Origin of the sequence: Niveispirillum irakense DSM 11586 (assembly GCF_000429645.1) — a bacterium.
Lineage (GTDB): Bacteria > Pseudomonadota > Alphaproteobacteria > Azospirillales > Azospirillaceae > Niveispirillum > Niveispirillum irakense.
Genome location: NZ_AUCG01000001.1, coordinates 91,015 through 115,365, shown reverse-complemented (window position 1 = coordinate 115,365; position 24,351 = coordinate 91,015). Strand labels below are relative to the sequence as shown.

General features: G+C 64.3%; 17 protein-coding genes. 10 read left to right on the top strand and 7 right to left on the bottom strand.

Features of this window, described 5'->3' with window-relative positions; translation table 11 throughout:
- Both G473_RS0100455 and G473_RS0100450 read right to left on the bottom strand, forming a co-directional pair.
- On the bottom strand, positions 1-1,146 hold the full coding sequence (locus G473_RS0100455) for a thiolase family protein (protein ID WP_029011487.1): 1,146 nt from the start codon (positions 1,144-1,146) through the stop codon (positions 1-3).
- A 22-nt stretch (positions 1,147-1,168) separates the two neighbouring features.
- Positions 1,169-3,238: a PQQ-dependent dehydrogenase, methanol/ethanol family gene (locus G473_RS0100450; protein WP_210163192.1), complete on the bottom strand. Its 2,070-nt coding sequence runs from the start codon at positions 3,236-3,238 to the stop codon at positions 1,169-1,171.
- A gap of 197 nt (positions 3,239-3,435) precedes the next feature.
- On the opposite strand from G473_RS0100450, the gene G473_RS24305 reads away from it, so the two are divergent.
- Together G473_RS24305 and G473_RS0100440 are read left to right on the top strand one after the other, a co-directional pair.
- Positions 3,436-4,998 carry a carboxylesterase/lipase family protein gene (locus G473_RS24305; RefSeq protein WP_210163191.1) on the top strand — a complete coding sequence of 521 codons (1,563 nt, stop codon included), beginning with the start codon at positions 3,436-3,438 and terminating at the stop codon, positions 4,996-4,998.
- Positions 4,999-5,204: 206 nt separating this feature from the next.
- Positions 5,205-8,057 (top strand): TonB-dependent receptor domain-containing protein, encoded by a 2,853-nt coding sequence (locus tag G473_RS0100440; RefSeq protein WP_029011485.1) that lies wholly within the window; start codon positions 5,205-5,207, stop codon positions 8,055-8,057.
- Between the two features lie 155 nt (positions 8,058-8,212).
- On the opposite strand, the gene G473_RS0100435 is transcribed toward G473_RS0100440, so the two are convergent.
- The 5 genes from G473_RS0100435 to G473_RS24295 form a co-directional block, all read right to left on the bottom strand.
- On the bottom strand, positions 8,213-10,291 hold the full coding sequence (locus tag G473_RS0100435; RefSeq protein ID WP_029011484.1) for a 3-hydroxyacyl-CoA dehydrogenase NAD-binding domain-containing protein: 2,079 nt from the start codon (positions 10,289-10,291) through the stop codon (positions 8,213-8,215).
- A complete protein-coding gene (locus G473_RS24300; protein WP_084437536.1) occupies positions 10,278-12,362 on the bottom strand; it encodes a PQQ-dependent dehydrogenase, methanol/ethanol family in 2,085 nt (694 codons plus the stop codon). The genes G473_RS0100435 and G473_RS24300 overlap by 14 nt, the downstream gene beginning before the upstream one ends.
- Before the next feature lie 62 nt (positions 12,363-12,424).
- Positions 12,425-13,057 (bottom strand): flavin reductase family protein, encoded by a 633-nt coding sequence (locus G473_RS0100425; RefSeq protein ID WP_029011483.1) that lies wholly within the window; start codon positions 13,055-13,057, stop codon positions 12,425-12,427.
- 30 nt (positions 13,058-13,087) lie between these two features.
- Positions 13,088-13,909 carry an enoyl-CoA hydratase/isomerase family protein gene (locus G473_RS0100420; protein WP_051329717.1) on the bottom strand — a complete coding sequence of 274 codons (822 nt, stop codon included), beginning with the start codon at positions 13,907-13,909 and terminating at the stop codon, positions 13,088-13,090.
- Between the two features lie 118 nt (positions 13,910-14,027).
- Positions 14,028-14,777 (bottom strand): TetR/AcrR family transcriptional regulator, encoded by a 750-nt coding sequence (locus G473_RS24295; RefSeq protein WP_210163190.1) that lies wholly within the window; start codon positions 14,775-14,777, stop codon positions 14,028-14,030.
- Between the two features lie 393 nt (positions 14,778-15,170).
- Here G473_RS24295 and G473_RS0100410 point away from each other — a divergent pair, with 393 nt between their 5' ends.
- From G473_RS0100410 to G473_RS0100375, 8 genes are all read left to right on the top strand, one after another.
- Positions 15,171-16,352, top strand: a complete 1,182-nt coding sequence (locus G473_RS0100410) for an acyl-CoA dehydrogenase family protein (protein WP_035704778.1) — start codon at positions 15,171-15,173, stop codon at positions 16,350-16,352.
- A 24-nt stretch (positions 16,353-16,376) separates the two neighbouring features.
- Positions 16,377-17,495 (top strand): acyl-CoA dehydrogenase family protein, encoded by a 1,119-nt coding sequence (locus tag G473_RS0100405; protein ID WP_029011480.1) that lies wholly within the window; start codon positions 16,377-16,379, stop codon positions 17,493-17,495.
- A 17-nt stretch (positions 17,496-17,512) separates the two neighbouring features.
- Positions 17,513-18,514 (top strand): NADP-dependent oxidoreductase, encoded by a 1,002-nt coding sequence (locus tag G473_RS0100400; protein WP_029011479.1) that lies wholly within the window; start codon positions 17,513-17,515, stop codon positions 18,512-18,514.
- A gap of 4 nt (positions 18,515-18,518) precedes the next feature.
- Positions 18,519-19,748, top strand: a complete 1,230-nt coding sequence (locus tag G473_RS0100395) for a CoA transferase (RefSeq protein WP_029011478.1) — start codon at positions 18,519-18,521, stop codon at positions 19,746-19,748.
- Positions 19,745-20,581 (top strand): HTD2 family dehydratase, encoded by an 837-nt coding sequence (locus tag G473_RS0100390; RefSeq protein ID WP_029011477.1) that lies wholly within the window; start codon positions 19,745-19,747, stop codon positions 20,579-20,581. The genes G473_RS0100395 and G473_RS0100390 overlap by 4 nt, the downstream gene beginning before the upstream one ends.
- Positions 20,582-20,597: 16 nt before the next feature.
- A complete protein-coding gene (locus tag G473_RS0100385; RefSeq protein ID WP_029011476.1) occupies positions 20,598-21,746 on the top strand; it encodes an acyl-CoA dehydrogenase family protein in 1,149 nt (382 codons plus the stop codon).
- A gap of 148 nt (positions 21,747-21,894) precedes the next feature.
- Complete coding sequence (locus tag G473_RS0100380) at positions 21,895-23,091, top strand: acetyl-CoA C-acetyltransferase (RefSeq protein ID WP_029011475.1); 1,197 nt, start codon at positions 21,895-21,897, stop codon at positions 23,089-23,091.
- 2 nt (positions 23,092-23,093) lie between these two features.
- Positions 23,094-24,326 carry a CaiB/BaiF CoA transferase family protein gene (locus tag G473_RS0100375; RefSeq protein ID WP_029011474.1) on the top strand — a complete coding sequence of 411 codons (1,233 nt, stop codon included), beginning with the start codon at positions 23,094-23,096 and terminating at the stop codon, positions 24,324-24,326.
- Positions 24,327-24,351 lie beyond the last annotated feature (25 nt).

Genomic DNA, 24,351 nt, shown 5'->3' with positions numbered 1-24,351 from the left:
TCAGTCCCTCGCCAGGATGGTGGTGGAATGGGAATTGCCGCCCAGGCCGGTGACGGCGCAAAGGCGCGCATCCTTCACCTGACCCTCGCCGCGTGCCCCGCGCAACTGCCGCACGCCCTCCACCAGCAGGGTGATGCCGGGCAGATAGCCGCCAGCCAGATGGCCGCCGCTGGTATTGATAGGTAAACGCCCGCCGGGCAGGCCATGGCCGTCCAGATAGAAGCGCCCGCCTTCGCCTGTCCCGCACAGGCCCAGCATTTCGGTCTGCAACAGGGCCGAGATGCTGAACCCGTCATAGATCTGGGCTAAATCCAGGTCTTTGGCTGCGACCCCGGCCATGGCATAGGCGTCCGCGGCCGATTGCCGGGCGGGATAGTCAAGGATATCGGGCTTCTGCGTGAACACCACCGATTGCGGCCAGCGGTTGGTGTCCATGCCGACCCCGGCCACGGTGACCACCGGATGCGGCATGTCGCGTGCCCGGTCGACGGCGCTGACGATATAGGCGGCCCCGGCATCGGTCATCAGGCAGCAATCGGCCACCCGCAGCGGGGTGGAGATCATGGGCGACTGGCGATAGGCGTCCAGATCCAGCGGTTCGCGCTTCTGCGCTGCGGGGTTCAACATTGCCCAGCGGCGATAGGTGATGGACACCGCCGCCAGTTCCTCCTCCGTCAGCCCATGTTCATGGGCGTAGCGGTTGGCCATCATGGCGAAATAAGAGGCCTGGCCGAAGTAACCTACCGGCATTTCCAGGTCTGCTTTCAGCGGCTCGCGCGAATGAAAGCCATAAGGACCGCCTGGTCGTGTGGCCTGGAAGGCGTAGGGGACCAGCACATGGCGGGCCAACCCCGCCTCGATCGCCAGTTGCGCCAGCACCAGGGCCTGGCCTGCCGGCGCGGTGCCGCCCACCGTATCGGTGACGGCGGTGAAGGGCCGCCGTTCCAAGCCCAGGGCGAAACCGATCTCATCGGCGCTGTGGGTGTTGCGATTGCAGACGATGCCGTCGATATCCCGCACCTGCAGGCCGGCATCTTCGATGGCGGCAAAGCAGGCGTCAGTTTCAAGCTTCAGCAGGCTATGCGGGCTGGAGCGCACCATCGGGGTCTCCGCGACCCCGGTGATGGCGACCTTCGATCCTTGCACGGGGAGGGTCCTCCTGTCGGGGTTACTTGGCGACCACAGTTTCGCGGGCCCGCTGGCGGATATAGTGGCGCAGGCCTTCAATTTCTCCATCGCTCAGGATGTCGAAATTGGGCATGCCACGTTCCATCAGGATGCCGTCATGGACCACGGCGCGGAACGTGTCGGCATCCATGGGCATGCTGGATTTGCGCAGGTCGGGGGCGGCCCCGCCGGCCACCATGCCAGCGCCATGGCAGATGACGCAGCTTGAATTATAGACCCCGGCACCGATCTTGGCCTTGTCCGGATCGATGGTGAAGGACGCGTCGTCCAGCACGGGGATGTCGGTGCGGTCGGCTGGCGGCAGTATGGCCTTGCCATCCAGGACGAAGGTCAGCACACGACGGCGCTGCTGTTCGTAATCCCAGTTGGGCTTGCCGGCAAAGCTGCTGCGCCAGCCGGTGAGGATCGTGACATATTGCTTGCCGCCGGCTTTGTAGGTGATGGCATTGCCCAGGATGCCATTCTGGGCATCGAAGGACCAGAGCTTGCGCCCGTCATCGGCGGCATAGGCGTTGAACTTGCCCTGATTATCGCCCTGGAATACCAGATTGCCGGCGGTCGCGATGGTGCCGCCATTCTGCAATCCGGTCAGTTCCACCCGCCAGGCGGGCTTGGCCTTGGCCACGTCCCAGGCCAGCAGGGCGCTGGTTGGCGGCGGCACCTTGATGTCGGGCGGCGGTGCGCCCAGGCCCGTATTCACGAACATGCCAGGCTTGTACTGCCAGTTGGCCAGGTTCGGCGGATCGACGAAGACGCGGCCCCCCTCCGTCACCGGGATATAGGTCAGGCCCGTTTTCGGGCTGTAGGACATGGACTGTACCCCATGCGCGCCGAGCGGCAGCGGATACATGACGAAGGGTTTGCCATCGGGGAAGCGGGCTTCGGGATTGATCACCGGGCGGCCCGTCTCCAGGTCGATCTTGTCCGCCCAGTTGGCCTTGGCGAATTTCTCCGCCGACAGCAGCTTGCCGTCGCGCCGGTCCAGCACATAGAAGAAGCCGTTCTTGGGCGCATGGATCAGGACGGGCCGCTTCTGCCCGTCGATCGTCAGCTCGGTGAGCTGAATATCCATGGCATTGTTGAAGTCCCAGGTATTGCCGGGATCGGTCTGATAGTGCCAGACATACTCCCCCGTTGTGGCATCCAGTGCCACGATGGAGGAGAGGAACAGATTGTCGCCGCCGCCGGGGCTGCGGATTTTCTGGTTCCAGGGCCAGCCATTGCCGGTACCCAGATAGATGCGGTTGAACTGCTTGTCATAGGCCATGGCGTGATAGACGGTGCCACCGCCGCCAAACTTCCACCATTCCCCGGTCCAGGTCTTGGCGGCCATCTCCATGGCCTTGTTCTCGAACCCCTTGGCCGGGTCACCGGGCACGATATGGAACCGCCAGGCCTTCTTGCCGGTCTTCACATTATAGGCGGTGACATAGCCGCGCACGGGGCTGTAATCAGCGCCGCCGAAGCCGATGACGACATTGTCGCCGGCGATCCAGGGCGGACCGGTGATATAGCCGCCTTCCGCCTCGTCCAGCGTCTCCACACTCCAGAGCAGCGTGCCATCCTTGGCGTTGACGGCCAGCAGGCGACCATCGCGGGTGCCGGTATAGACCACACCATCCTTATAGGCGATGCCGCGCACGCCCCAGCCGGCGCGCATGCGGGCACCGGCATGCTTGGCCACCTCGGGATCATAGGTCCACAGCACCTCGCCATTGCGGGCGTCCATGGCGTGCAGGATGGAATGTCCGACGGCGAAATAGATCACCCCATCCACGGCCAGCGGTGCCGTATAGCTATCGAACGTTTCCAGATCATGCGACCAGGCCAAGCCCAGGCGGGCGATGTTCTTGTCGTTGATCTGGGTCAGCGGGCTGAAATGGTCTTCGGTGTCGGTGCGGCCGAAGGCGGACCAGTTGGCACCATTATCGGCTTTGCCGGCAGAGAAGGCCGGCTGGATCGGGGCCAGCCCCAGGGTCAGCGCACAGGCGCTGGCCATTGCCCATCGCGCCCGACGATTGAAAAGCCTGCCGAAATTCTTGCCGGACATTCTCAACGTTCCTCCTGGTGCTTTCGCTTATTTTCTGCACTATCGTGCAACATTTGGTGACTGTCAAACGAAACCATTTGTGGCGTCGACACGATCAACATCTGTCGAAACAATTCTCCAAAATTGCATTGACAGGCAATTTTGTGCATGTTACCCCAGTGAAAAATACATAGCAGGTAAAAATTGGGAGGGCGACTATGGAGTTTCCACGCCGCCTGCGACAGGGTGTTTCCGCCCTGGCGCTGCTGGGACTTTTCCTTCCAATGTCGGTCGCGGCCGTCCGTGCCGATACCGCACCGGTTGTCGATACCGATCTGGGTAAGCTGCGTGGTGAGACGCACGGGAAGGGCGGCATATTCAAGGGCATTCCCTTTGCCGCACCGCCTGTCGGCCTGCTGCGCTGGCAGGCTGCCGCCCCCGCCGCCCCATGGGAGGGGGTGCGTGACGCCACAAAATTTGGTGCCATCTGCACCCAGCCGGTGCCGCCGGGTGCCACCGACGCCCCGGCGCAGAGCGAGGACTGCCTGACGCTGAACGTCGCCAGCCCGGACCTATCGGCGGGCAGTAAGCTGCCAGTGCTTGTGTCCATCCATGGCGGCGCCTATTTTGTCGGCTCCAATCGCTACCTGATGGATAAGGGCCTGCCGGCCCTGGTGGATCAGGGCGTGGTGCTGGTGTCGCCCAATTACCGTATCGGTCGCATGGGTTTCTTCGCCCATCCGGCGTTGGCGGCAGACGCCAAGGACGGCGTAGTCGGCAATTACTGGCTGTCGGACCTGATCGCATCCTTGCAATGGGTGAGGCGTAACATCGCCAAGTTCGGTGGTGATCCCGACAATGTCACCATCCTTGGCTGCTCGGCCGGCGGATCGGCGGTCAATGCCCTGACCGCATCACCGGTGCCGCGCGGCTTGTTCCATCGCGCCTCGATCCATTCGGGTGGTGGCTTCTTCAATGCAACCCGTACCATGGAGGTGGCGCAACAGCAGGGCCTGGCCTTTGCCCGGCGCGTCGGGGTGGAAGGCAGCGATGCCGCCGCCCTGGCCAAGCTGCGCGCCTTGACCCCAGACCAGGTGCTGGCTGGCGACCAGGGCCCTCCCGAATTCGGCGCCATCATCGATGGCAAGCTGCTGAACCGCCAACTCTCCGTGACCTTCGCGCGGGGCGAGATGGCGCGGGTGCCGATCATCAGCGGATCGACCAGCAATGAAGCCAGCGTCTTTGGCCTGATGGGCTTTGACGCCAAGGTGCTGGAGGAAAGGTTCGCGATCAAGATGGACGCGCTTAAACCGGCCTATGGCACCCTGGACGACAAGGAAATGCTACGGCAGGTGCAGACGGATTTCATCTTCACTTCTGCTGCCATGGGCATGGCGGGGCTGGCGTCCCGCACTGGCCAGCCTGCCTATGGCTACCATTTCGACTATGTTGCGCAAGAGCAGCGCGGCAAGGTGGCAGGCGTCCCGCATTGCGGGGACATGCCCTATATTTTCGCACCGGAGGGCGACAGGGACGGCGGGCCAGTGCAGGGGAAGGACGCAGAGATCGCCCGCATGATGCAGGGCTATTTCCTGAACTTCATCCGCACGGGCGATCCCAACGGTACAGGCCTGCCGGTTTGGCCCCGTTTCAACCTTGAAAGCGCATCACCGCTCGTCATCGCTGACCAGACGGCAGGGGTCTCAGGCTTCCGGGCCACCCAGCTTGTACCCTGGTACGCGAAATGGAGTGCCGAGACGGGGGAAACCCTGTCCCGCTGACCTTTCGTCCGGCAGTTCCAGTTATCGAAGGCGCCTTGACCCACGACCAGCGCGCGGGGTGTTCATCTGCGCCTTCTTGAGATATCTCCTGCATGCAGGGGGATGTATTGCCTCAGCATAAAATTGCATTGACAGGCAATTTTTGCTGGCGCTTAATTTCCAAAAAAATGCACTACCGTGTAATAAACCCCTGGGGAGGTAAAACAATGAAAGCACGCATCGTCGGCTCCCTGCTGATGAGCGCCAGCACGGTGTTCCTCGCAGCCCCCGCCATGGCGCAGGACACGCTGGAAGAGATCGTGGTCACCGGTTCCCGCATCACGCGGGACGGCTACACAGCTCCGACCCCGGTCACCGTGGCCCCCGTGGCTGATCTGGCCAAGGCGACGCCGTCCAGCATTCCCGACGCCCTGAACAAGCTGCCGCAGTTCCAACTGTCCAGCAGCCCGGCGCGGTCCACGCACAATTTCGCCAATAGCGCCTCGCACGGCAACATCCTGAACCTGCGCGGCGTCGGTGGTAACCGCACCCTTATCCTGTTCGACGGTATCCGCGTTCCGCCCACCACCTTTCGCGGCGACGTCGATACCAATGTCATCCCCAACATGCTGATCGAGCGTGTGGATGTGGTGACCGCCGGCGCGTCTGCCGCCTATGGTTCCGACGCCGTGGCCGGTGTGGTCAACTTCGTGCTGAACCGCAAGTTCAACGGCGCGAAGGTCCAGGCGCAGTACGGCATTTCTGAGCAGGGGGACAACGAGAATTACCGTGTGGGTGCGGCCTTTGGCACTGACCTTTTCGAAGGGCGCGGCCATTGGCTGTTGAGCGCCGAGCAGTATGACAACAAGGGCATGCTGCGTAATGACCGTGACATCGCCACCCAGGGCTATATCTATGCTGGCAAGAATGCTGGCGCCGGCACGCCCGGCTCGGCTGCCAATCCTTATGTCATCTACAAGGGCGTTACGCAGAACACCGCTGCCAACGGCGGCAAGATTCTCAGTGGTCCGCTGGCGAACCAACGTTTCCTGCCCGACGGCACCCTGACCGCCTTCAACAACGGCACCGCCACGGGCACGCCGTCCTATTTCGTCGGCGGTGATGGCTATACGATCCCCTATGACGTGACCGCTGTGGCGCCACTGAAGACGCAGCAGATATTCCAGCGTTTCGATTTCGACGTGACCCCGGATGTGCGGTTCCATGCCCAGGGCGGTTTCACGCGCAGCGACCTGTCCTATTCGTCGCTGGCCAACAGCTTCGTGCCGCCGACATCGGCAACCATCTATCTGGACAATCCCTATCTGAATCTGACCAATGCGCAGCGTGCGCAGTTGACGGCGGCGGGCGCCAATTCCATCAGCGTGGGGGCCTATAATTCCTATGCCCCCAAGCCGCATACTAAGGAACGTACAGATTATTACACGGCCAATGCCGGGTTCGAAGGTGACTTTGGGTCCGACTGGCACTGGAATGCCGGTTATGTCTATGGCAAGTCCAAGCATGGCGTGGATCAGAGCGGCCTGTTCAACTGGCGCAATGCCTACGCCGCCATCGACGCGGTGCGCGACGGTTCGGGCAACATCGTGTGCCGTGCAACGCTGAGCCCCGACGCGGCCGTCCGCCAGCGCTTCGCTGACTGTAAACCGTTGAACATTATGGGCGAAGGTGCCGCCCTGTCGACGCCGGACGGCTACGCCTATGCCACGGGCACCTCGTCCTACGATGCGGCGATCACCCAGCACATGGTTTCCGCCGCCATGCAGGGTTCCCTGTTTGAACTGCCCGCTGGTACGGTCGATGTGGCGTTCGGTGCTGAATACCGCACACAGAAGCTGAAGCTGACCAGCAATGCCAACCCGGCCCTGCTGGACACGGCGGCGGAACGCGCGGCCTATTTCAACGGTGTGCAGGGCGTTCCCTCCTCGGCCCTGTTTTACTGGCTGACCAATGTCGGTGAGGCCGCCGGTGACGTGAATGTCAAGGAAGGCTTCCTTGAGGTGAATGTGCCGGTGCTGAGTGACATGGCTTTCGCCAAGAGCCTGGACATCAACGCCGCCGGCCGCATCACCGATTACAGCACCAGCGGCCGGGTCGAGACCTGGAAGCTGGGCGCCACCTGGAGGCCGGTGGATGATTTCCTGCTGCGTACCACCCGGTCGCGCGATATCCGGGCCCCCACCCTGTTCGACCTTTACGCCGGTGACCAGTCGGCCATTGGTACCCTTGTCGACCCGGTCAGCGGCATCACCGCCAATGTGCCGCAGATCAGTGGCGGCAATACCGGCCTGAAGCCGGAAGAAGCGGACACCTTCTCCATCGGTGGCGTGCTGACCCCGTCCTTCCTGCCGGGCTTCAGCCTGTCGGTGGATTATTTCCGCCTGAAGATCGACGGTGCCATCGGCAGCCTGACCCCGATCCAGATGGTCACCAACTGTCAGGCCAGCGGCGGCACGGCGCCGGAATGCGCCCTGATCACCCGGCCCAGTGCCACGGCGTTCCCCACCAGTGTCCGTCTGGCGCCGGCCAATATCGCCTTCCTGCGCACAAGCGGCATCGATTTCGACGCCACCTACCGCACGGAAGCAGGGCCCGGCGACCTGACCCTGCGCCTCTACGCCTCCTATCTGGACGAATACAAGACGCAGCAGTCCGCTACGGCTCCGGTCTATGATTTCGCAGGCTATGGCAGCAGCGCCAACCAGCCGATCGCCCGGCCGAAATGGCGCGGCACGCTGAACGTTTCCTACGATATCGGTGATTTCAACATCTTCGTCTCTGAACAATATATCGGCAAATGGGCCCTGGGCAGTCAGGAGCCGAACCAGAACTACAACGGCGCCAAGCAGAGTGCCGTCTGGTACACCGATGCCACCGTCACCTATCGGACCCAGGCCTTCGGCGCGGAGACCGAACTGTTCCTGACAGCGAACAACCTGTTCGACCGTGATCCGCCGCTGGTTCCGGGCACCATTCCCGGTCTGAACTTGCCGACAATCATCTCCTTGTATGACACTGTCGGTCGTGCCTACACCGTTGGTGTACGCGCCAAGTTCTGATCGGTGAAGGCTGGGGGGATACCTGATAGTCCCGGCTCCTCCCAGCAAACTCACTTCCCCCGGTGGCTCTGCCACCGGGTTTTTTTGGGATCGGGACATGAAAAAGCCGCCGCTCCGATGTCATCTGGAGCGGCGGCTGAAGAAGAGACGCTTTCTCAGCGGAAGTCCTTGAAGCCCTTGCCTTCGGAGGCCAGTTTTTCCAGAAGGGGGGCGGGGGCCAGACTGTCGCCATGGGCGGCGGCCAATTCCCTCAACCGTGCGGCGACCGCCGGCAGGCCCTGCAGATCGGCCCAGAACATCGGTCCGCCCCGGTATTTCGGCCAGCCATAGCCCGTGACCCAGACGATATCGATGTCTGACGCGCGGGTGGCAATGCCATCGGCCAGGATCTTGGCCCCTTCATTTACCATGGCCAGCAGCAGCCGGTCCCTGATCTCCGCATCGTCGATGGTGCGCCGCGTGATGCCGTCGCGGGCGGCGACATCAGCAATGACCTGTTGTGCGACCGGGGACAGGGTGGCGTTGCGGTCGGCATCGTAATCATAATAGCCGCCGCCCGATTTCTGCCCATGTCGGCCCCTTTCATTCAGGATTTCCCGGACAGTGGCCGACGCACTGGTGGCGCGGTTCCAGCCCACATCCAGGCCCACCAGATCGCGCATGCGGAAATGGCCCATGGTGAAGCCGAAATCATAAAGGATGCGGTCCACATCCGCCGGACTGGCGCCTTCCAGCACCAGCCGGTCGGCCTGGATATTGCGCGCGGCCAGGATGCGATTGCCGACGAAGCCATAGCCGTTGCCGACCACCACGCCGATCTTGTCGATGGTGCGTGCCAGCTTCACCGCTGTGGCCAGGACGGGGGCGGCGGTATCCTTCGTCCGCACGATCTCCAGCAGCCGCATGACATTGGCGGGGGAGAAGAAATGCAGGCCCAGCACATGATCGGGCCGGCCCGTGGCCGCCGCAATCTGTTCCACGTCCAGGTAGGAGGTGTTGGTGGCCAGGATGGCACCCGGCTTGGCCACCTTGTCCAGCCGCGCGAAGACGTCCTTCTTGACGTCCATCTGCTCGAACACCGCCTCAATCACCAGATCGCAATCGCCCAGATCGGCCAGGTCCAACGATCCGGTCAGCAGACCCATGCGCTTTTCCAGAGCCTCTTCCGTCAGCTTGCCTTTGCGGGCGGTGTTCTCGTAATTCTTACGGATGATGGCGATGCCACGCTCCAGCGCCTCCGGCTTCGTCTCCACGATGGTGACGGGCAGCCCGGCATTCAGGAAGTTCATGGCGATGCCGCCACCCATGGTGCCGGCCCCGATGACGCCGACCTTTGCGATGGGCAGGGTGGCTGTGTCGGCGGGCAGACCATCCACCTTGGCGGCCTGACGCTCGGCGAAGAACACATGGCGCAGGGCCGCCGACTGGCTGTCTTCCATCAGATGGTTGAACAGGGCCCGCTCATTGTCCAGGCCCTGATCGAACGGCAGGGACAGGCTCCCCTCCACGGCGCGGATATTGTACTCCGGTGCCAGATATCCGCGGAACTTGGCCTTGTTGGCGGCGCGAAACCGGTCGAACAGGCTGGGATCCCGTCGCGCCTCCTCCAGCTTCTCATTCAGGTCGCGGACTTTGCGCAGGGCGCGCTTCTCGCTCAGCACCTGGGTGGCGAAGGCGATAGCGCCCTGGCGCAACGCCCCCTCTGTCACCAGCGCATCCAGCAGGCCCATGGCGTGGGCCTCCTTGGCGGACACATGGCGCCCGCTGGTCACCAGCTCCAGGGCCTTCTCCACGCCGACGATGCGGGGCAGGCGCTGGGTGCCGCCGGCACCGGGTAGAAGGCCGATATTCACCTCCGGCAACCCGCATTTGGCCGATGGCACCGCCACCCGGTAATGCGCCACCAGCGCCAGTTCCAGCCCGCCGCCCAACGCCGTGCCATGGATGGCTGCGATCACAGGCTTGGGCGCATTCTCCACGATCACCTGCAATTGCCGCAGGGTCGGCTCCACCGGTGGCTTGCCGAATTCCGTGATGTCGGCGCCGGCAAAGAAGGTGCGGCCTTCGCAGATCAGCACCAGGGCCATCACGGCCGGGTCGGCGACAGCCTGGTTGAAGGCGGCAGCGATGCCCTGGCGCACGGCGGCGGACAGGGCGTTGACAGGCGGGGAATGGATGGTGATGACGGCGATGGGGCCGTCAACATCCAGATCGGTGACCTCATTGACCTTCATTGCTGCCTCTGCTGGCGGGCGGGCGGGTCAGGGTACCGGCATCGATTGCCGCTTCCTCCCGCGCGCGTTGATGGATGTAATGGCGCAAGCCTTCCAGCTCGCCATCGCTCAGTTCGGGGAAATCGGGCATCCCGCGCTCACGCAGCACGCCGTCATGCAGGACGGTCTTGAAGCTGTCGCCATCGCCGACAATGGGGGACCGCAGCAGGTCGGGTGCGGCGCCGCCGGAACGGGCGGCCGGACCATGGCAGATGGAGCAGCGCTGGGCATAGGTGGTGCGCCCGGCCGTGGCCAGCGCCGGATCGATCCGGTCAGTTTCGATCAGCGGCATGTCCATCGGCGCCGGCCGGGGCGGCAGGGTGGCCTTGCCTTCCAGCGCGAAGGTCAGCACCCGCCATTGCTGATCATGATAATTCCATTCCCGGTCCAGACCGATGGCCCCGGGATAGCGGGCACCGGCGATGACCGTGATGTACTGCTTGCCCTTGGCCATGTAGGTGATGGGTTGGGCCTGCACAGCGGTCTGGGCGTCGAAGGACCAGACTGTCCTGCCATTGTTGGCAGCCAGGATGTCGAAGCGGCCCACAGCACGGCCCTGCATCACCAGATTGCCGGCGGTGGTCGCGGTGGCGCCATTGCGCGCACCCTTTAACGGCAATCGCCAGGCTTCCTTCTGTGTCACAGGATTCCAGGCCAGGAGCGCGCTGGTCGGCGGCGGAGGCTGCATGGCGTCCGGCGGGGCGCCGGTACCGGTGGACAGGCGCTGGCCGCCGGAATGGCGCCATTGCGACAGGTCGCCCGGCGGGTCGACATAGACCTGCCCGCGCTCCATCACCGGAATATAGACCAGCCCCGTCTTCGGGTTGAAGGACATGGCCTCCACATTATGGGCGCCGAAGGGGGAGGGGAAAACCAGCGCCGGCTTGCCATCGGGGTACCGGGCGGCCGGGTTCTCCACAGGGCGGCCGGTTTCGATATCGATCCGGTCGGCCCAATTGACCTTCACGATCTTCTCCGCCGAGATCAGCTTTCCCGTTTCCCGGTCGATGACATAGAAAAAGCCGTTCTTGGGCGCGTGCAGGATGACCGGCCGACGCTTGCCGTCGATCTCCAGCTCCGCCAGCTCGATATCCATCGAGGAATTATAGTCCCAGGTTTCCCCCGGATTGGTCTGGTAGTGCCAGACATACGCGCCCGTGTCGGCATCCAGGGCGACGATGGAACAGAGGAACAGATTGTCGCCGCCGCCGGGACTGCGGATCTTCTGGTTCCATGGTGACCCGTTGCCTGTGCCGATATAGAGCCGGTTGAATTTGGGGTCGTAGGCCATGGTATTCCATACCGTGCCGCCGCCGCCATATTTCCACCATTCGCCCGTCCAGGTCTTGGCGGCCATCTCCATGGCCTTGTTCTCGAACCCTTTGGCGGGGTCGCCGGGGACGGTGTGGAAGCGCCAGAGTTGCTTGCCGGTCTTCTGGTCGTAAGCCGTGACATAGCCACGGATGGGCGCGAAATCCGCGCCGCCATGGCCGATCACTACCTTGCCGTTGAACACCCAGGGCGCGCCGGTGACATAGCGCTCGTCCTCCTTCTCCACCGTCATGACGCTCCATTCCGGCTTGCCGGTGCGGGCGTCGATGGCGATCAGGCGACCGTCGATGGTGCCGGTGAAGATGCGGCCCTGGTCATAAGCGATGCCACGGATGCCCCAGGCGCCGCGCAGCTTCTGTCCCGCCTGCTTCCAGGCTTCCGGATCATAACGCCAGAGCAGCTTGCCCGTAGCTGCATCCATGGCATGGATAACGGCATGGCCGGCTGCGAAATACAGCACGCCGTCCACCGCGATGGGGGCAGTGAAGCTGGAGGGCGGGACGTCGATATCATGATACCAGGCCAGTTTGAGCCGGTTTATATTGCCTTCATTGATCTGGGCCAGCGGGCTGTAATGGTTCTCGTCCGGGCCGCCATAGCCGGGCCAGTCGGCCCCCGGCGGTGCGGCCTGCAACGGCATCGCGGCCACGGTCAGCAATAACGCGGCGGCCAGCAGCGGCCGGCGGAAAGGCATCGACATGGGCTTCTTCCCTGGTGGCCGCCTCTTGGGATGGGCGGCGTCTGTTTTGCGGTCGCGGGCGGCTACCCCTGTTGGCGCGACGGATCGTAGGCCGGCCGTTCCAGCTTGAACGCGTCGCTGTTGCGCACGTACCAGCCGCTGCCATGGGTGCGCCCGATCAGCTTCATGGCGGGCGTATCGACATATTGTTTGGCCGCATCCAGCACGAAGCGGTCCTGGATATGGGTCATCAGGATCTCACCCAGCACGATGGTCTGGCGGCCGATATCGATGGCGGAATGTTTGTGGCATTCGAAGCTCACCGGGCTGCTGGCGATGCGCGGCGGCTTCACCAGAACGCTGTCGGCCGTCTCCACTCCGGCATAGAGGATTTCATCCAGTTCGGCGGGCGCGTCGACGCTGCACTGAACCATGCGCTCGGCATCATCCTCGCACACAAGGTTCACGACATAGTCGCCGGTCTCCATGATGTTGCGGGCTGTGTCCTTCATCAGGCCGGTGACGGGATGCTTCAACAAACCCAGGACCAGCAGCGGCGGGTCGTCGCCCACGGCGTTGAAGAAGCTGTAGGGTGCGGCATTGCGCACCCCGTCGCGCGATACCGTCGTGACCCAGGCGATGGGGCGCGGCGTCACCGTGGAATTCAGGATCTTGTAGCGCGCCAGAAGCGGCAGGCTGCGCATGTCGAATTGCATGATGAACCCTTTATCCGCGTGAAGGGATGGTCAGCCTTGCTTGGCGGCGTTGGCGGCCGCGCGTTTGGCGGCGAATGCCTCCCGCGCCTGGCGCAGCTCCGGTCCGTCCTGCAGGCGGGCGCAATAGACCAGTTCCATGGCGTGGCTGGTCTCCAGGTCACCCGTCTGCGCGCCATGCAAAAGCCGCTTGGTCAGTTCCACCGCATGGCGGTTGCCCTGGCCGATGCCAGCGGCAAAGGCCAGCGCCTCTGCCGCCACCGTGCCGGCAGGGCAGATGCGGCTGACCAGCCCGACAGACGCAGCCTCCGCCACCGGCATGGACCGGGCGGAGAAGATCAGTTCCGCCGCGCGGTAGCGGCCCAATTGCTGGGTCAGGAACCAGGCGGCCCCGCCATCGGGCGTCAGGCCATAATTGACGAAGGGGGCACCGAAGGCGGCATTGTCGGCGGCGAACACCATGTCGCAGGCCATCACCAGGCTCCAGCCGATGCCATAGGCCCCGCCTTCCACCGCGGCAATCACCGGCACGGGCAGGCGGCGCAGGCGGGTAATGATGCGCTGGCCCCATTCCAGGCGCGCCGCCGTAGCCAGCGCCCCTTCACCCCGGTTGGGCGGTACCTTGAGATCGCCACCGAAGGAGAAATAGTCCCCGGCCCCGGTCAGGACGATGGCACGGGGTGGGGTTTCCCGCTCCACCTGATCCAGCAGGGATGAGAAGCCTTCCCACATCTCGAAGGAGACGGCGTTGCGCGCTTCCGGGCGGTTCAGGGTGACATGCAGGACACCGTCCGGTCTGCTTTCCGCCAGCAGCCGCGCGGTGCCGGTCTGTAGGGTCTTCGCCTGTTCTGTCATGGCATTCCGCTGGATGGAGGGGGACGGATGGCGGCGACAAACACGCGCTGCCTCGTCGATCCAGCGGACTATACCATGTCTAATATTGCAGTGAAGGTTAAAATTAAAGAGATTGCCTCTACACGACTTCGTCGGTCAGTTCCGGCTCCGCTGGTGGCGATGTGGTGGCGGGCGTGCCGGCGGAAGTGGCAGCCAGCGGCAGCCTGCCTTCCCGGATATCGTCCAGCACCGCCTCGATCTCCTTGCGCGCTGCGCCGCGCGTGGCACCGGACATCAGTGTCAGGCAGGTGGTCAATAAATGCGGGATCACCGCGTCGTCGGCGATATGGCCACGGCACCAATCATAGATGATGGCATATTCAAAGCGCACCACATCATCGGCCAGCCGCTGCGCATCAATCCAGGGCTGTAGCTGGCGGCGTGCCTTCAGCGCCTCAATCCATTGCAGATTGGGGGTAACGGCCATGGAGTGCATGGTCGTCCAGATGTCGCTATCGGCATCCAGGCTGAAATAGATCGACATGATCGCACTGATGTAATTGCGGATCTGCCGGTTGCGCTGGATCACGAACACCATGCGCTCGACATTGCGCTGCAACGTGCCGGCCGGGCTGGAATAGGGCAGGCGGGAGATATAGCGTTCAAAATATTCATGAATCGCCATGGCGATCATGCGTTCCTTGGTCTGGAACGCGTTGTAGAGCGTGCGCTTGGACACGTCGGCGCGCTTGCAGATCTCATCCATGCTGAAGCCGATCAGGCCGCGTTCGGCGATCAGCTTGCGGGTTTCCTCCAAGATGCGGCGGCGGCGCGCATGAATGGCGGGGCTGGAATAGACCAGGACCTTTTCCGGTTCGATCCGCGACACGGGCACTTACTCCTTAACCAAACTGGCCGCTGCCTTGCCCTCGAGCATAGGGAAGGCTTCATCTATATGACAACATTGCACGTCTGTAAAAGTTTGGATGAGGCTGGAAGGCAGGACATTCTGCGGCGGGCAGCCCGGACTTGCTGGCATACCGTTGCATCGCGAAGGGGCCTGTCATGCCGTCACGTATGCCCGTCGCGCCCAACATAATAACCTGTGATGCAATTTTTGTCGTGCAAACACCGTCTGGCTGAATTAAGGTCAAAGGCATCAGAAGCGATAAAGGTCCGTGGCTTGACAGCGACGCGGCCCCCGTTGGCGGGGCCAGCGGCACGGATCGCGGCATCGCCGGAACCACATCCCTCTCGGGGCGTAACGGGACAGTTGGCTGATATGGCAGACGATGTGGAGCAGGGGTTTAGAGCAGAAGTCGCCGAATGGCTTAAGGCCAACTTTCCGGCTTCACTCGCCTATAAGAACCCGCAGCCCTATCACAATGACGGCGCGCTGGCCGACGCCGATGCGGATTTCCAGCTTTGGCTGCGTCGAATCGCGGACAAGGGCTGGGGTGCCGTGACCTGGGCCCCGGAATATGGTGGCGCCGGTCTGACCCGTGCGCATGAGGCGGTGATCAACCAGGAAATGGCGCGCATCGGCGCCTTCAACCCCAATCGCAGCTACGGCATGATGATGCTGGGTCCGACCCTGCTGGAATATGCCGATGACGAACAGAAGCTGCGCTTTCTGCCGGGCATCGCCAAGGGGACGGTACGCTGGTGCCAGGGTTTCTCCGAACCCGGCGCCGGGTCCGACCTGGCATCCCTCCAGACCAAATGCATCGACCAGGGGGATCATTGGCTGGTCAATGGCCAGAAGATCTGGACCTCGGGTGCCAATCATGCCCATTGGTGCTTCTGCCTGGTTCGTACTGATACCAGCCGCAAGCAGGCGGGCATCAGCTTCCTTTTGATCGACATGTCCAGTCCCGGGGTGGAGGCACGGCCCATCACCCTGATATCCGGCACCACCCATTTCGCCGAAGTGTTCCTGACCGATGTGCAGGTGCCGAAGGAGAATATCGTGGGCGGCGTCAACCAGGGCTGGGCCGTCGCCAAGCGCCTGTTGCAGTTCGAGCGCGACAGTCTGGCTGGCAACAGGGCGGAGGCGCCCAGTCTGGCGCCACTCGCCAAGCGCTATATCGGGGAGGATGCGGATGGCCGCATCGCCGATCCCGACCTGCGCCGCCGCCTGATCTTGAATTCCATGCGCTCGCGCGCTTACTCGCAAACCTTCCAACGCGCAGCCAGGGAGGCGAAGGCCGGCACCGGCACCTCCCCCGCCTTGTCGGCGGTGAAGAATCTGGGATCGGACGTGTCGCAGGAACGGGGCGAACTGATCGTGGAAATCCTGGGCAACCGTGGCCTGGGCTGGGAGGGCGGCGGGTTCGAGCCCGACGAGTTGGAGGCCACGCGAGCCTGGCTGCACAGCAAGGCCTATTCGATCTATGGCGGCAGCTTCGAGATTCAGAACAACATCACGGCGAAGCGGGTCTTGAACCTGCCCGATTACCAATAACAAGAACACCAGGAGGAGGGGCCGATGGCTGTCCTCAACGAGGAACAACGCATGCTGCGCGATGGGGCGGAAGCATGGGCGCTCGACCGTGCGCCCGTCACCGCGCTGCGGCGACTGCGTGAATTGGATGGGCAGACGGGGTTCGATCCGGACCTTTATGCCGAAATGGCGGAAATGGGCTGGACCGGCATCCTGGTGCCCGAGGAATTCGGTGGCAGCGATTTCGGCCATCTCAGCTTAGGCCTGATCGTTGAACGGCTGGGCCGCACGCTGCTGCCTTCACCGCTGATCGACAGCGCCGTGGCGGCGGTGGGCGCTTTACGGCTGGCCGGCAACGCAGCACAACAGGAACGCTTTTTGCCCGCCCTCGCCAGTGGTGAGTTGGTCGCCGTGCTGGCGCTGGATGAGGATCGACGCCATCCGCAGCGCCAGGTGGCGTTGGCGGCTGAACGCGACGGCGACGGCTGGCGTTTGTCGGGCGTGAAGCGACCGGTGCCGTTTGGCATGGCGGCGGGCCTGTTCATCGTCCCGGCTCGCACCACCGATGGTGTGGCCCTGTTCCTGGTCGATGGTGATGCTGCCGGTCTTGATCGCCGCGCCCTGCGAGAGGTACTGCCGCGCGGTGCCGCCATCTTGAGTTTCGACAATGTCGCGGTGGGGCCCGACGCCCTGCTGTCCCCGCCCGGTGAAGGGCAGGGGGTGCTGGACCGGGTGCTTGATCGCGCCTGTATCTGCCAAGCGGCGGAAATGCTGGGGGCGGCGGTGCAGGCGTTTGAGACGACGCTGGACTATCTGAAGACCCGCAAGCAGTTCGGCCGCATCATCGGCCAGTTCCAAGCCCTGCAGCACCGCGCCGCCAACCTTTATGCCGAGTTGGAACTGACAAGGTCGGCGGTGGAGGCGGCGCTGGCCGCCTTGGATGAGGATGGGGACGACATCCCCGTCCTGGCATCCCTGGCCAAGGCGCTGGCCGGCGACACGCTGCGCCGCATGGCGACGGAGATGATCCAACTGCATGGCGGCATCGGCATGACCGACGAACATGATGCCGGTTTCTATCTGAAGCGGGCGCGGGTGGCGGATATGAGCTTTGGCAACGCCGCCTTCCACCGTGAACGCTATGCCCGCCTCTGCGGCTATTGAGACGGAAGGACCAGAACATGAGCCTTTCGCGTGAAATCCGCCTGATCAGTCGCCCCGTGGGCGCGCCGGTGCAGGAAAATTTCGAGCTGGCCACCGTAACGGTGCCCCCACCCGGCCCGGGTGAGGTCCAGGTGCGCAACCGCTGGATGGCAGTTGATCCCGCCATGCGCGGCCGCATGGGGGAGACGAAAAGCTATGTCGCCCCTTTCACCCTGGGCGCGCCCATGGAAGGGCCGGCCACCGGCGTGGTGGAACAATCCAACCATCCCGACTTCGCCCCCGGTGATGTGGTCTGGTCGCGCCTGGGCTGGCGGGAGCTGTTCAACGCCCCGGCCGAGGCGCTAAAGAAGCGCGACTGTTCCATTCTGCCCGAACAGGCCTATCTGGGCTTTGCCGGCATGACGGGTCTGACGGCCTATACCGGCCTGTTGCACATCGCGCAAATGCGCGAGGGCGACACGGTCTTCGTGTCGGCCGCGTCTGGCGGTGTCGGGTCCGTCGTCTGCCAGATCGCCAAACTGAAGGGCAACAAGGTCATCGGTGCAGCCGGTGGCCCGCTGAAGACGGCCTTCCTGCGCGATACGCTGAAACTGGATGGGGTCATTGATTACAAGGCCGAACCCAGCCTGACCAAGGCCCTGGCGCGTGAGGCGAAGGGCGGCATCGACATCTATTTCGATAATGTCGGCGGCGACCATTTGCAGGCGGCCATCGCCATTGCCAATCCAGGCGGGCGCTTCGCCCTGTGCGGCATGATCTCCCAATATAATGCCACCGAACCGTCGGCGGCCCCGCGTAACCTGACCCAGGTGGTGGTAAAGGGCCTGCGCCTGCAGGGCTTCATCGTCCTGAACTACCTGCATCTGGAAGAACAGTTCCTGCGCGATGCGACGCAATGGTATCAGGCCGGCCTGATCCATGCGGCGGAGACGGTGCATGACGGCATCGATCATGCACTGGACGCGTTCTTCAGCCTGTTCGGTGGCGACAATCTCGGCCGCGTGCTGGTGAGGATCTGACGCCATGTACGATATCCTGAAGGGTCTGCGCGTCGTCGAGGGCTCCGCCTTCATCGCCGGCCCGTCCTGCGGATTGCATCTGGCGCAACTGGGCGCGGAGGTCATCCGCTTCGATAACATCGGCGGCGGGCCCGATTTCCGCCGCTGGCCCGTGGCGGACAATGGCAGCAGCCTTTATTGGGAAGGGCTGAACAAGGGCAAGAAATCCATCGCGATCAACCTGTCCAGCCCGCAAGGGCGGGAACTGGCGCTGGCGCTGGCCACCGCACCGGGTGAGGATGCCGGCCTGTTCCTGACCAATTATCCGGCCGACGGGTTCCTGTCCTTTGACGCGCTGCGGGCACGGCGGGCCGATATCATCTGTGCCCGCGTCATGGGGTGGGCTGATGGCGCGCCGGCCGTGGATTATACCGTCAACGCCGCCTCCGGCCTGCCCCTGATGACGGGGCCGGTGGAAGGGACAGGCCCGGTCAACCATGTGCTGCCGGCCTGGGACCTGCTGGGCGGGGCCTATGCCGCCTTCGCCCTGCTGGCGGCGGAGAGGGACCGGCGGCGCAGCGGTGCGGGCCGCGAAATCCGCATCCCGCTGTCCGACCTTGTCGCCTCCAGCCTTTCGCATATCGGGGCGGTGGCGGAGGTGCTGGCCGCCGGCGGTGACCGGCCGCGCATGGGCAATGATCTGTTCGGCGCCTTCGGCCGTGATTTCCTGACATCCGACGGCGAACGGGTCATGGTCGTGGCCATCACCCCCCGCCAATGGACGGGCCTGTTGAAGGTCCTGTCGCTGGGGTCGGCGGTGGCGGCGATTGAGGCGGAACTGGGCGTGTCCTTCACCGCCGACGAGGGACAGCGCTTCCTGCACCGGCAGCGCCTGTTTCCGCTGTTCGAAGCGGCCATCGGCAAAGGCACGCTGGCGCAATTGGCCCCTGCCTTCGATGCCAGCGGCGTCACCTGGGGCCGGTATCAGACACTGCATCAGGCTGTCACCGGGGATCGGCGCCTGTTCACGGCCAACCCCATCTTTCAGACCCTGTCGCATCCCAGCGGCCAGCGCTATGCCGCGTCCGGCCCCGCCGCCACGCTGACGGGCGCGGACCGTCTTCCCCTGACGCCCGCCCCGCGTCTGGGCCAGCATACCGACGAGGTGCTGGCCGAGCTGCTGGGCCTGGGCAGTGGGGAGATCGGTCGGCTGCATGATGATGGCATTGTCGCCGGTGTGGAGAAGAGCACATGACCAGCACCGTCGAAACGCACGAACTGGACCATTGGCGCGGTTGGATCGGCCGCAGCGAAATCCGTACAGAAACCCTTGATGCCGAAGCCCTGCGCCGCTATGCAGCGACGTTGGGCGAGGATCTGGGGGTAGAGCAGCGCCAGCCCCCGCTGGCCCATTGGGCCTTTTTCCTGCCCGTGGCTGCCGCCGGCCGTATCGGCCCGGACGGGCACCCGTTGCGCGGCGGGTTTCTGCCGCCGGTCAGTCTGGCAAGGCGCATGTTTGCGGCGGCCAGCATGGAATTCGGCGAGGCGTTGATCCTGGCCCGCCCGGCGACCCTGACCGCCACCATCGCCGATGTCCGGCACAAGCCTGGTCGCAGTGGTGATCTGGTGTTTGTCGAGGTTGATCGGGAGATCGCGCAGGATGGCGACGTGAAGGTGCGGGAGCGCCAGACCATCGTCTATCGTCCCGCCGGTGACCGCGTGGCGCCGATCGAGGAGACGCGGCTGCGGGTCAGCGTGGTGGACCGGGTCTGGCGGCCGGGTCCGGTGGAGCTGTTCCGCTTCTCCGCCGTCACCTTCAACAGCCACCGCATTCATTACGATCTGCCCTATGCCCGTGATGAGGAAGGGTATCCCGATCTCGTCGTGCATGGGCCATTCACGGCGGCGCGGCTTTGCGGTCTGGCGACGGAACAGGCCGGGGTGCCCTTGCGCCGCTTCGGCTTTCGCGCGGCGGCACCCCTGTTCGCCAACCAGCCCATTCTTTTATCGCCGGGGGCGGAGCCGGGCTTCGTCCAGGCTGTCCGCTGCGACGGCACCATCGCCATGACCGCCACGGCGGCAAGCTGAAACGGGAAAGCATCCCATGGATATCGAGACCTTCGACCTTCTGCGCGGCACGGTGCGCCGCTTCGTCGATGAGCGGCTGATCCCGGCGGAAGACCGGGTGGAGCATGATGATGCCGTGCCCGACGAGATCATCCGGGAAATGCGTGAACTGGGCCTGTTCGGCCTGTCAGTGCCGGAGGAACATGGTGGCCTGGGCCTGACCATGAGTGAGGAAGCAGCGATCATTCGCGAGCTGACCCGCGCGTCGGTGGTCTTCCGGTCGGTGATCGGCACCACGGTGGGCATCGGTTCCCAGGGCATCGTCATGGACGGAACCGAGGAACAGAAGCGCGAATGGCTGCCGCGTCTGGCTGCCGGGGAGGCCGTCGCCAGCTTTGCCCTGACGGAGCCGGAGGCCGGGTCCGACGCGGCGTCGTTGCGCACCACGGCCGTGCGTGAGGGCGATTTCTACCGCATCAACGGCACTAAGCGCTACATCACCAATGCCCCGCGTGCCAGCATGTTCACCCTGATGGCCCGTACCGAGCCGGATGTGAAGGGGGCCGGCGGCATTTCCGCCTTTATCGTGCCCGCCGACACGGCCGGAATCAGCCTGGGCAAGCCGGATAAGAAGATGGGCCAGAAGGGGGCGTTGACCTGCGACGTCATCTTTGACGATGTGCTGGTGCCGGTCGCCAACATCATCGGCGGCGTGCCGGGCCGTGGTTTCAAGACGGCGATGAAGGTGCTGGATCGCGGCCGCATCCATATCGCCGCCGTGGCGCTGGGCATGTGCGACCGGCTGGTGGAGATGAGCCTGCGCTATGCCATGGAACGCAAGCAGTTCGGCCAGCGCATCGCCGATTTCCAGCTTGTCCAGGCGCTGCTGGCCGACAGCAAGGTCGACACGCTGACCACCGAGGCGCTGATGCGGTCGGTCGCCGCCCGTTTCGATGCAGGCGAGAAGGTCAGCCTGGATTGCTCCGTCCTGAAATATTTCTCCACCGAGGCGGTGGGCCGGGTGGCCGACCGGGCGGTGCAGATCCATGGCGGTGCCGGCTACATGGCCGAATACAAGGTGGAGCGCTTCTACCGCGACGTCCGGCTGCTGCGCATCTACGAGGGCACGTCCCAGATCCAGCAGATCATCATCGCCCGCGAGATGCTGCGCGGCGCGGAGGTATGAGACCAGTCCCCAGGGACTGGTCCGGCGGCGACTGCCGCCGCGCGGCACGTGCCGTGTAGCCAAGCCACCGGATGGTGGCGCCGGCGATTGAGGTCGGTGATCGGCCACGATCACCGAGACGGGGTGTAGGGTCGGAAGGAACTATATCATGCGCAGAGCCGCTATCGTTTCCCCGCTGCGCACGGCGGTGGGCAAGTTCAACGGATCGTTGGCCAATATCCAGGCCGGCGATCTGGGTGCCGTCATCATCAAGGCGCTGGTGGAGCGCACGAAGCTGGACCCGGAGCGCATCGACGATGTCGTCTTCGCGCAAGGGTACGGCAATGGCGAGGCGGCCTGTATCGCCCGCTGGTCGGCGCTGGCCGCTGACCTGCCCATCCGCATTCCGGGTTATCAGCTGGACCGGCGCTGTGGCAGCGGCCTGCAATCGGTGATCGATGCCGCCATGATGGTGCAGACCGGGGCGGCGGACGTGGTGATCGCCGGCGGCGTGGAGAGCATGAGCAATGTCGAGTACTACTCGACCGACATGCGCCGGGGTGCGCGCTCCGGCTCCGTCACCCTGCATGACCGGCTGACCCGTGGCCGGGTGATGTCGCAGCCCATCGCCCGGTTCGGCGTGATCAGCGGCATGATCGAGACGGCGGAAAATCTGGCCAGGGATTATGGCATCACCCGCGAGCAGGCGGATGAGTTTGCCGTGATGAGTCACCAGCGCGCGACGAAGGCCTGGGCCGAGAACCGCTTCGCCGACGAACTGGTGCCCGTGCCGATCCCGCAGAAGAAGGGCGATCCCATCCTGTTCGCCCATGATGAGGGCTACCGTCCCGACGCGTCGATGGAGACGCTGGGCGCGCTGCGGCCCATCGAGAAGGGCGGCATCGTCACCGCCGGCAATGCCAGCCAGCAGAATGACGCCGCTGCCGCCTGTCTGGTGGTGGCGGAGGACAAGCTGGCCGAACTGGGGCTGGAGCCGATGGCCTGGTTCCATAGCTGGGCGGCGGCAGGATGCGAACCGTCGCGCATGGGCATCGGCCCGGTGCCGGCGGTGGAGCGGCTGTTCGCCCGCACTGGCCTGGGCTGGAAGGATATCGATCTGGTCGAGTTGAACGAGGCGTTCGCGCCGCAGGTGCTGGCCTGCCTGAAGGGCTGGGGCTGGGACGACCGCGACAAGCTGAATGTCAACGGTTCCGGCATCTCGCTGGGCCATCCAATTGGCGCCACCGGCGGCCGTATCCTGGCCAATCTGCTGCGAGAGCTGCACCGGCGTGACGGCCGCTATGGGCTGGAGACCATGTGCATCGGCGGCGGCCAGGGGCTGGCGGCGATCTTCGAGAGGGCGTGAGGATGAGTGGGCAAGCCGTCCTGGCCGGGGTCAAGGTGCTGGACCTGTCACGGGTGCTGGCCGGGCCCTGGTGTACCCAGATTCTGGCCGATTTCGGCGCCGATGTGATGAAGATCGAGGCGCCGCGCGTTGGCGACGACACGCGAAGCTGGGGCCCGCCCGACCTGCCGCGTGAGGAGGGCTGGGACGGTGCGGGGGAAAGCGCCTATTACCTGTCCTGCAACCGCAACAAGCGATCCGTCGCCATCAATCTGGCGACGGCCGAAGGTCAGGCGCTGGTGCGGCGGCTGGCGGCGCAGGCGGACATCCTGGTGGAGAATTTCAAGGTCGGCGGCCTGAAGAAATACGGGCTGGATTATGAAAGCCTGAGGGCGGTCAATTCCAGGCTGGTCTATTGCTCCATCACCGGCTTCGGACAGGATGGGCCCTATGCCGACCGGCCCGGATATGATTTCGTGGCCCAGGCCATGGGCGGGATGATGAGCATCACCGGCGAGAAGGAGGGCCCGCCGATCAAGCCCGGCGTCGCCATGGCCGACGTATCGACGGGCATATATGCCACTGTCAGCATCCTGATGGCCCTGCGCCATGCGGAGAAGACGGGGGAGGGGCAGTTGATCGATTGTTCCCTGCTGGACACGCAGATATCCATGCTGGCGAACCAGGCTCTGTCCTATCTGGTGGGCGGCAAGCCGCCGGGGCGGCTGGGCAATGCCCACCCGACCGTCGTGCCTTACCGGGTGTTCGATGCGGCAGACGGCCCCATCGTCGTCGCCGTCGGCAATAACGGACAGTATGCCGCCCTGTGCGCCGTGCTGGGCGTGCCGGAGCTGGCCACCGACCCACGCTTTGACACCAATGCCAGGCGGGTGATCAACCGTGCCGTGCTGGAACCGCTGCTGCAGGAGATCATCGGCGGCTTCAAGGTGGCCGACCTGATGGCGCAGTTCCCGGCGCGCGGCGTGCCGGCCGGTCCCGTCAATGATATCGGGCAGGTGTTCCAGGACCCGTTCGTGGAAGCGCGCGGCACCGTCCACCGGTTCCAGCGGGCCGACGGCGTGCCGGTGCCGTCGGTCGCCTATCCGGCCAAGCTGTCGGCCACGCCGGCGCGCTTCGACCGTCCGCCGCCGCGCCTGGGTGAACACACGATGAGCGCGCTGGCCGACTGGCTGGGTATGGGCGGAAACGAACTGGATCTGCTGGAACAGGCCGGGATCATTGCCGGTCACGGTTGAACAGCGACCGGCCACGGGAGGAATG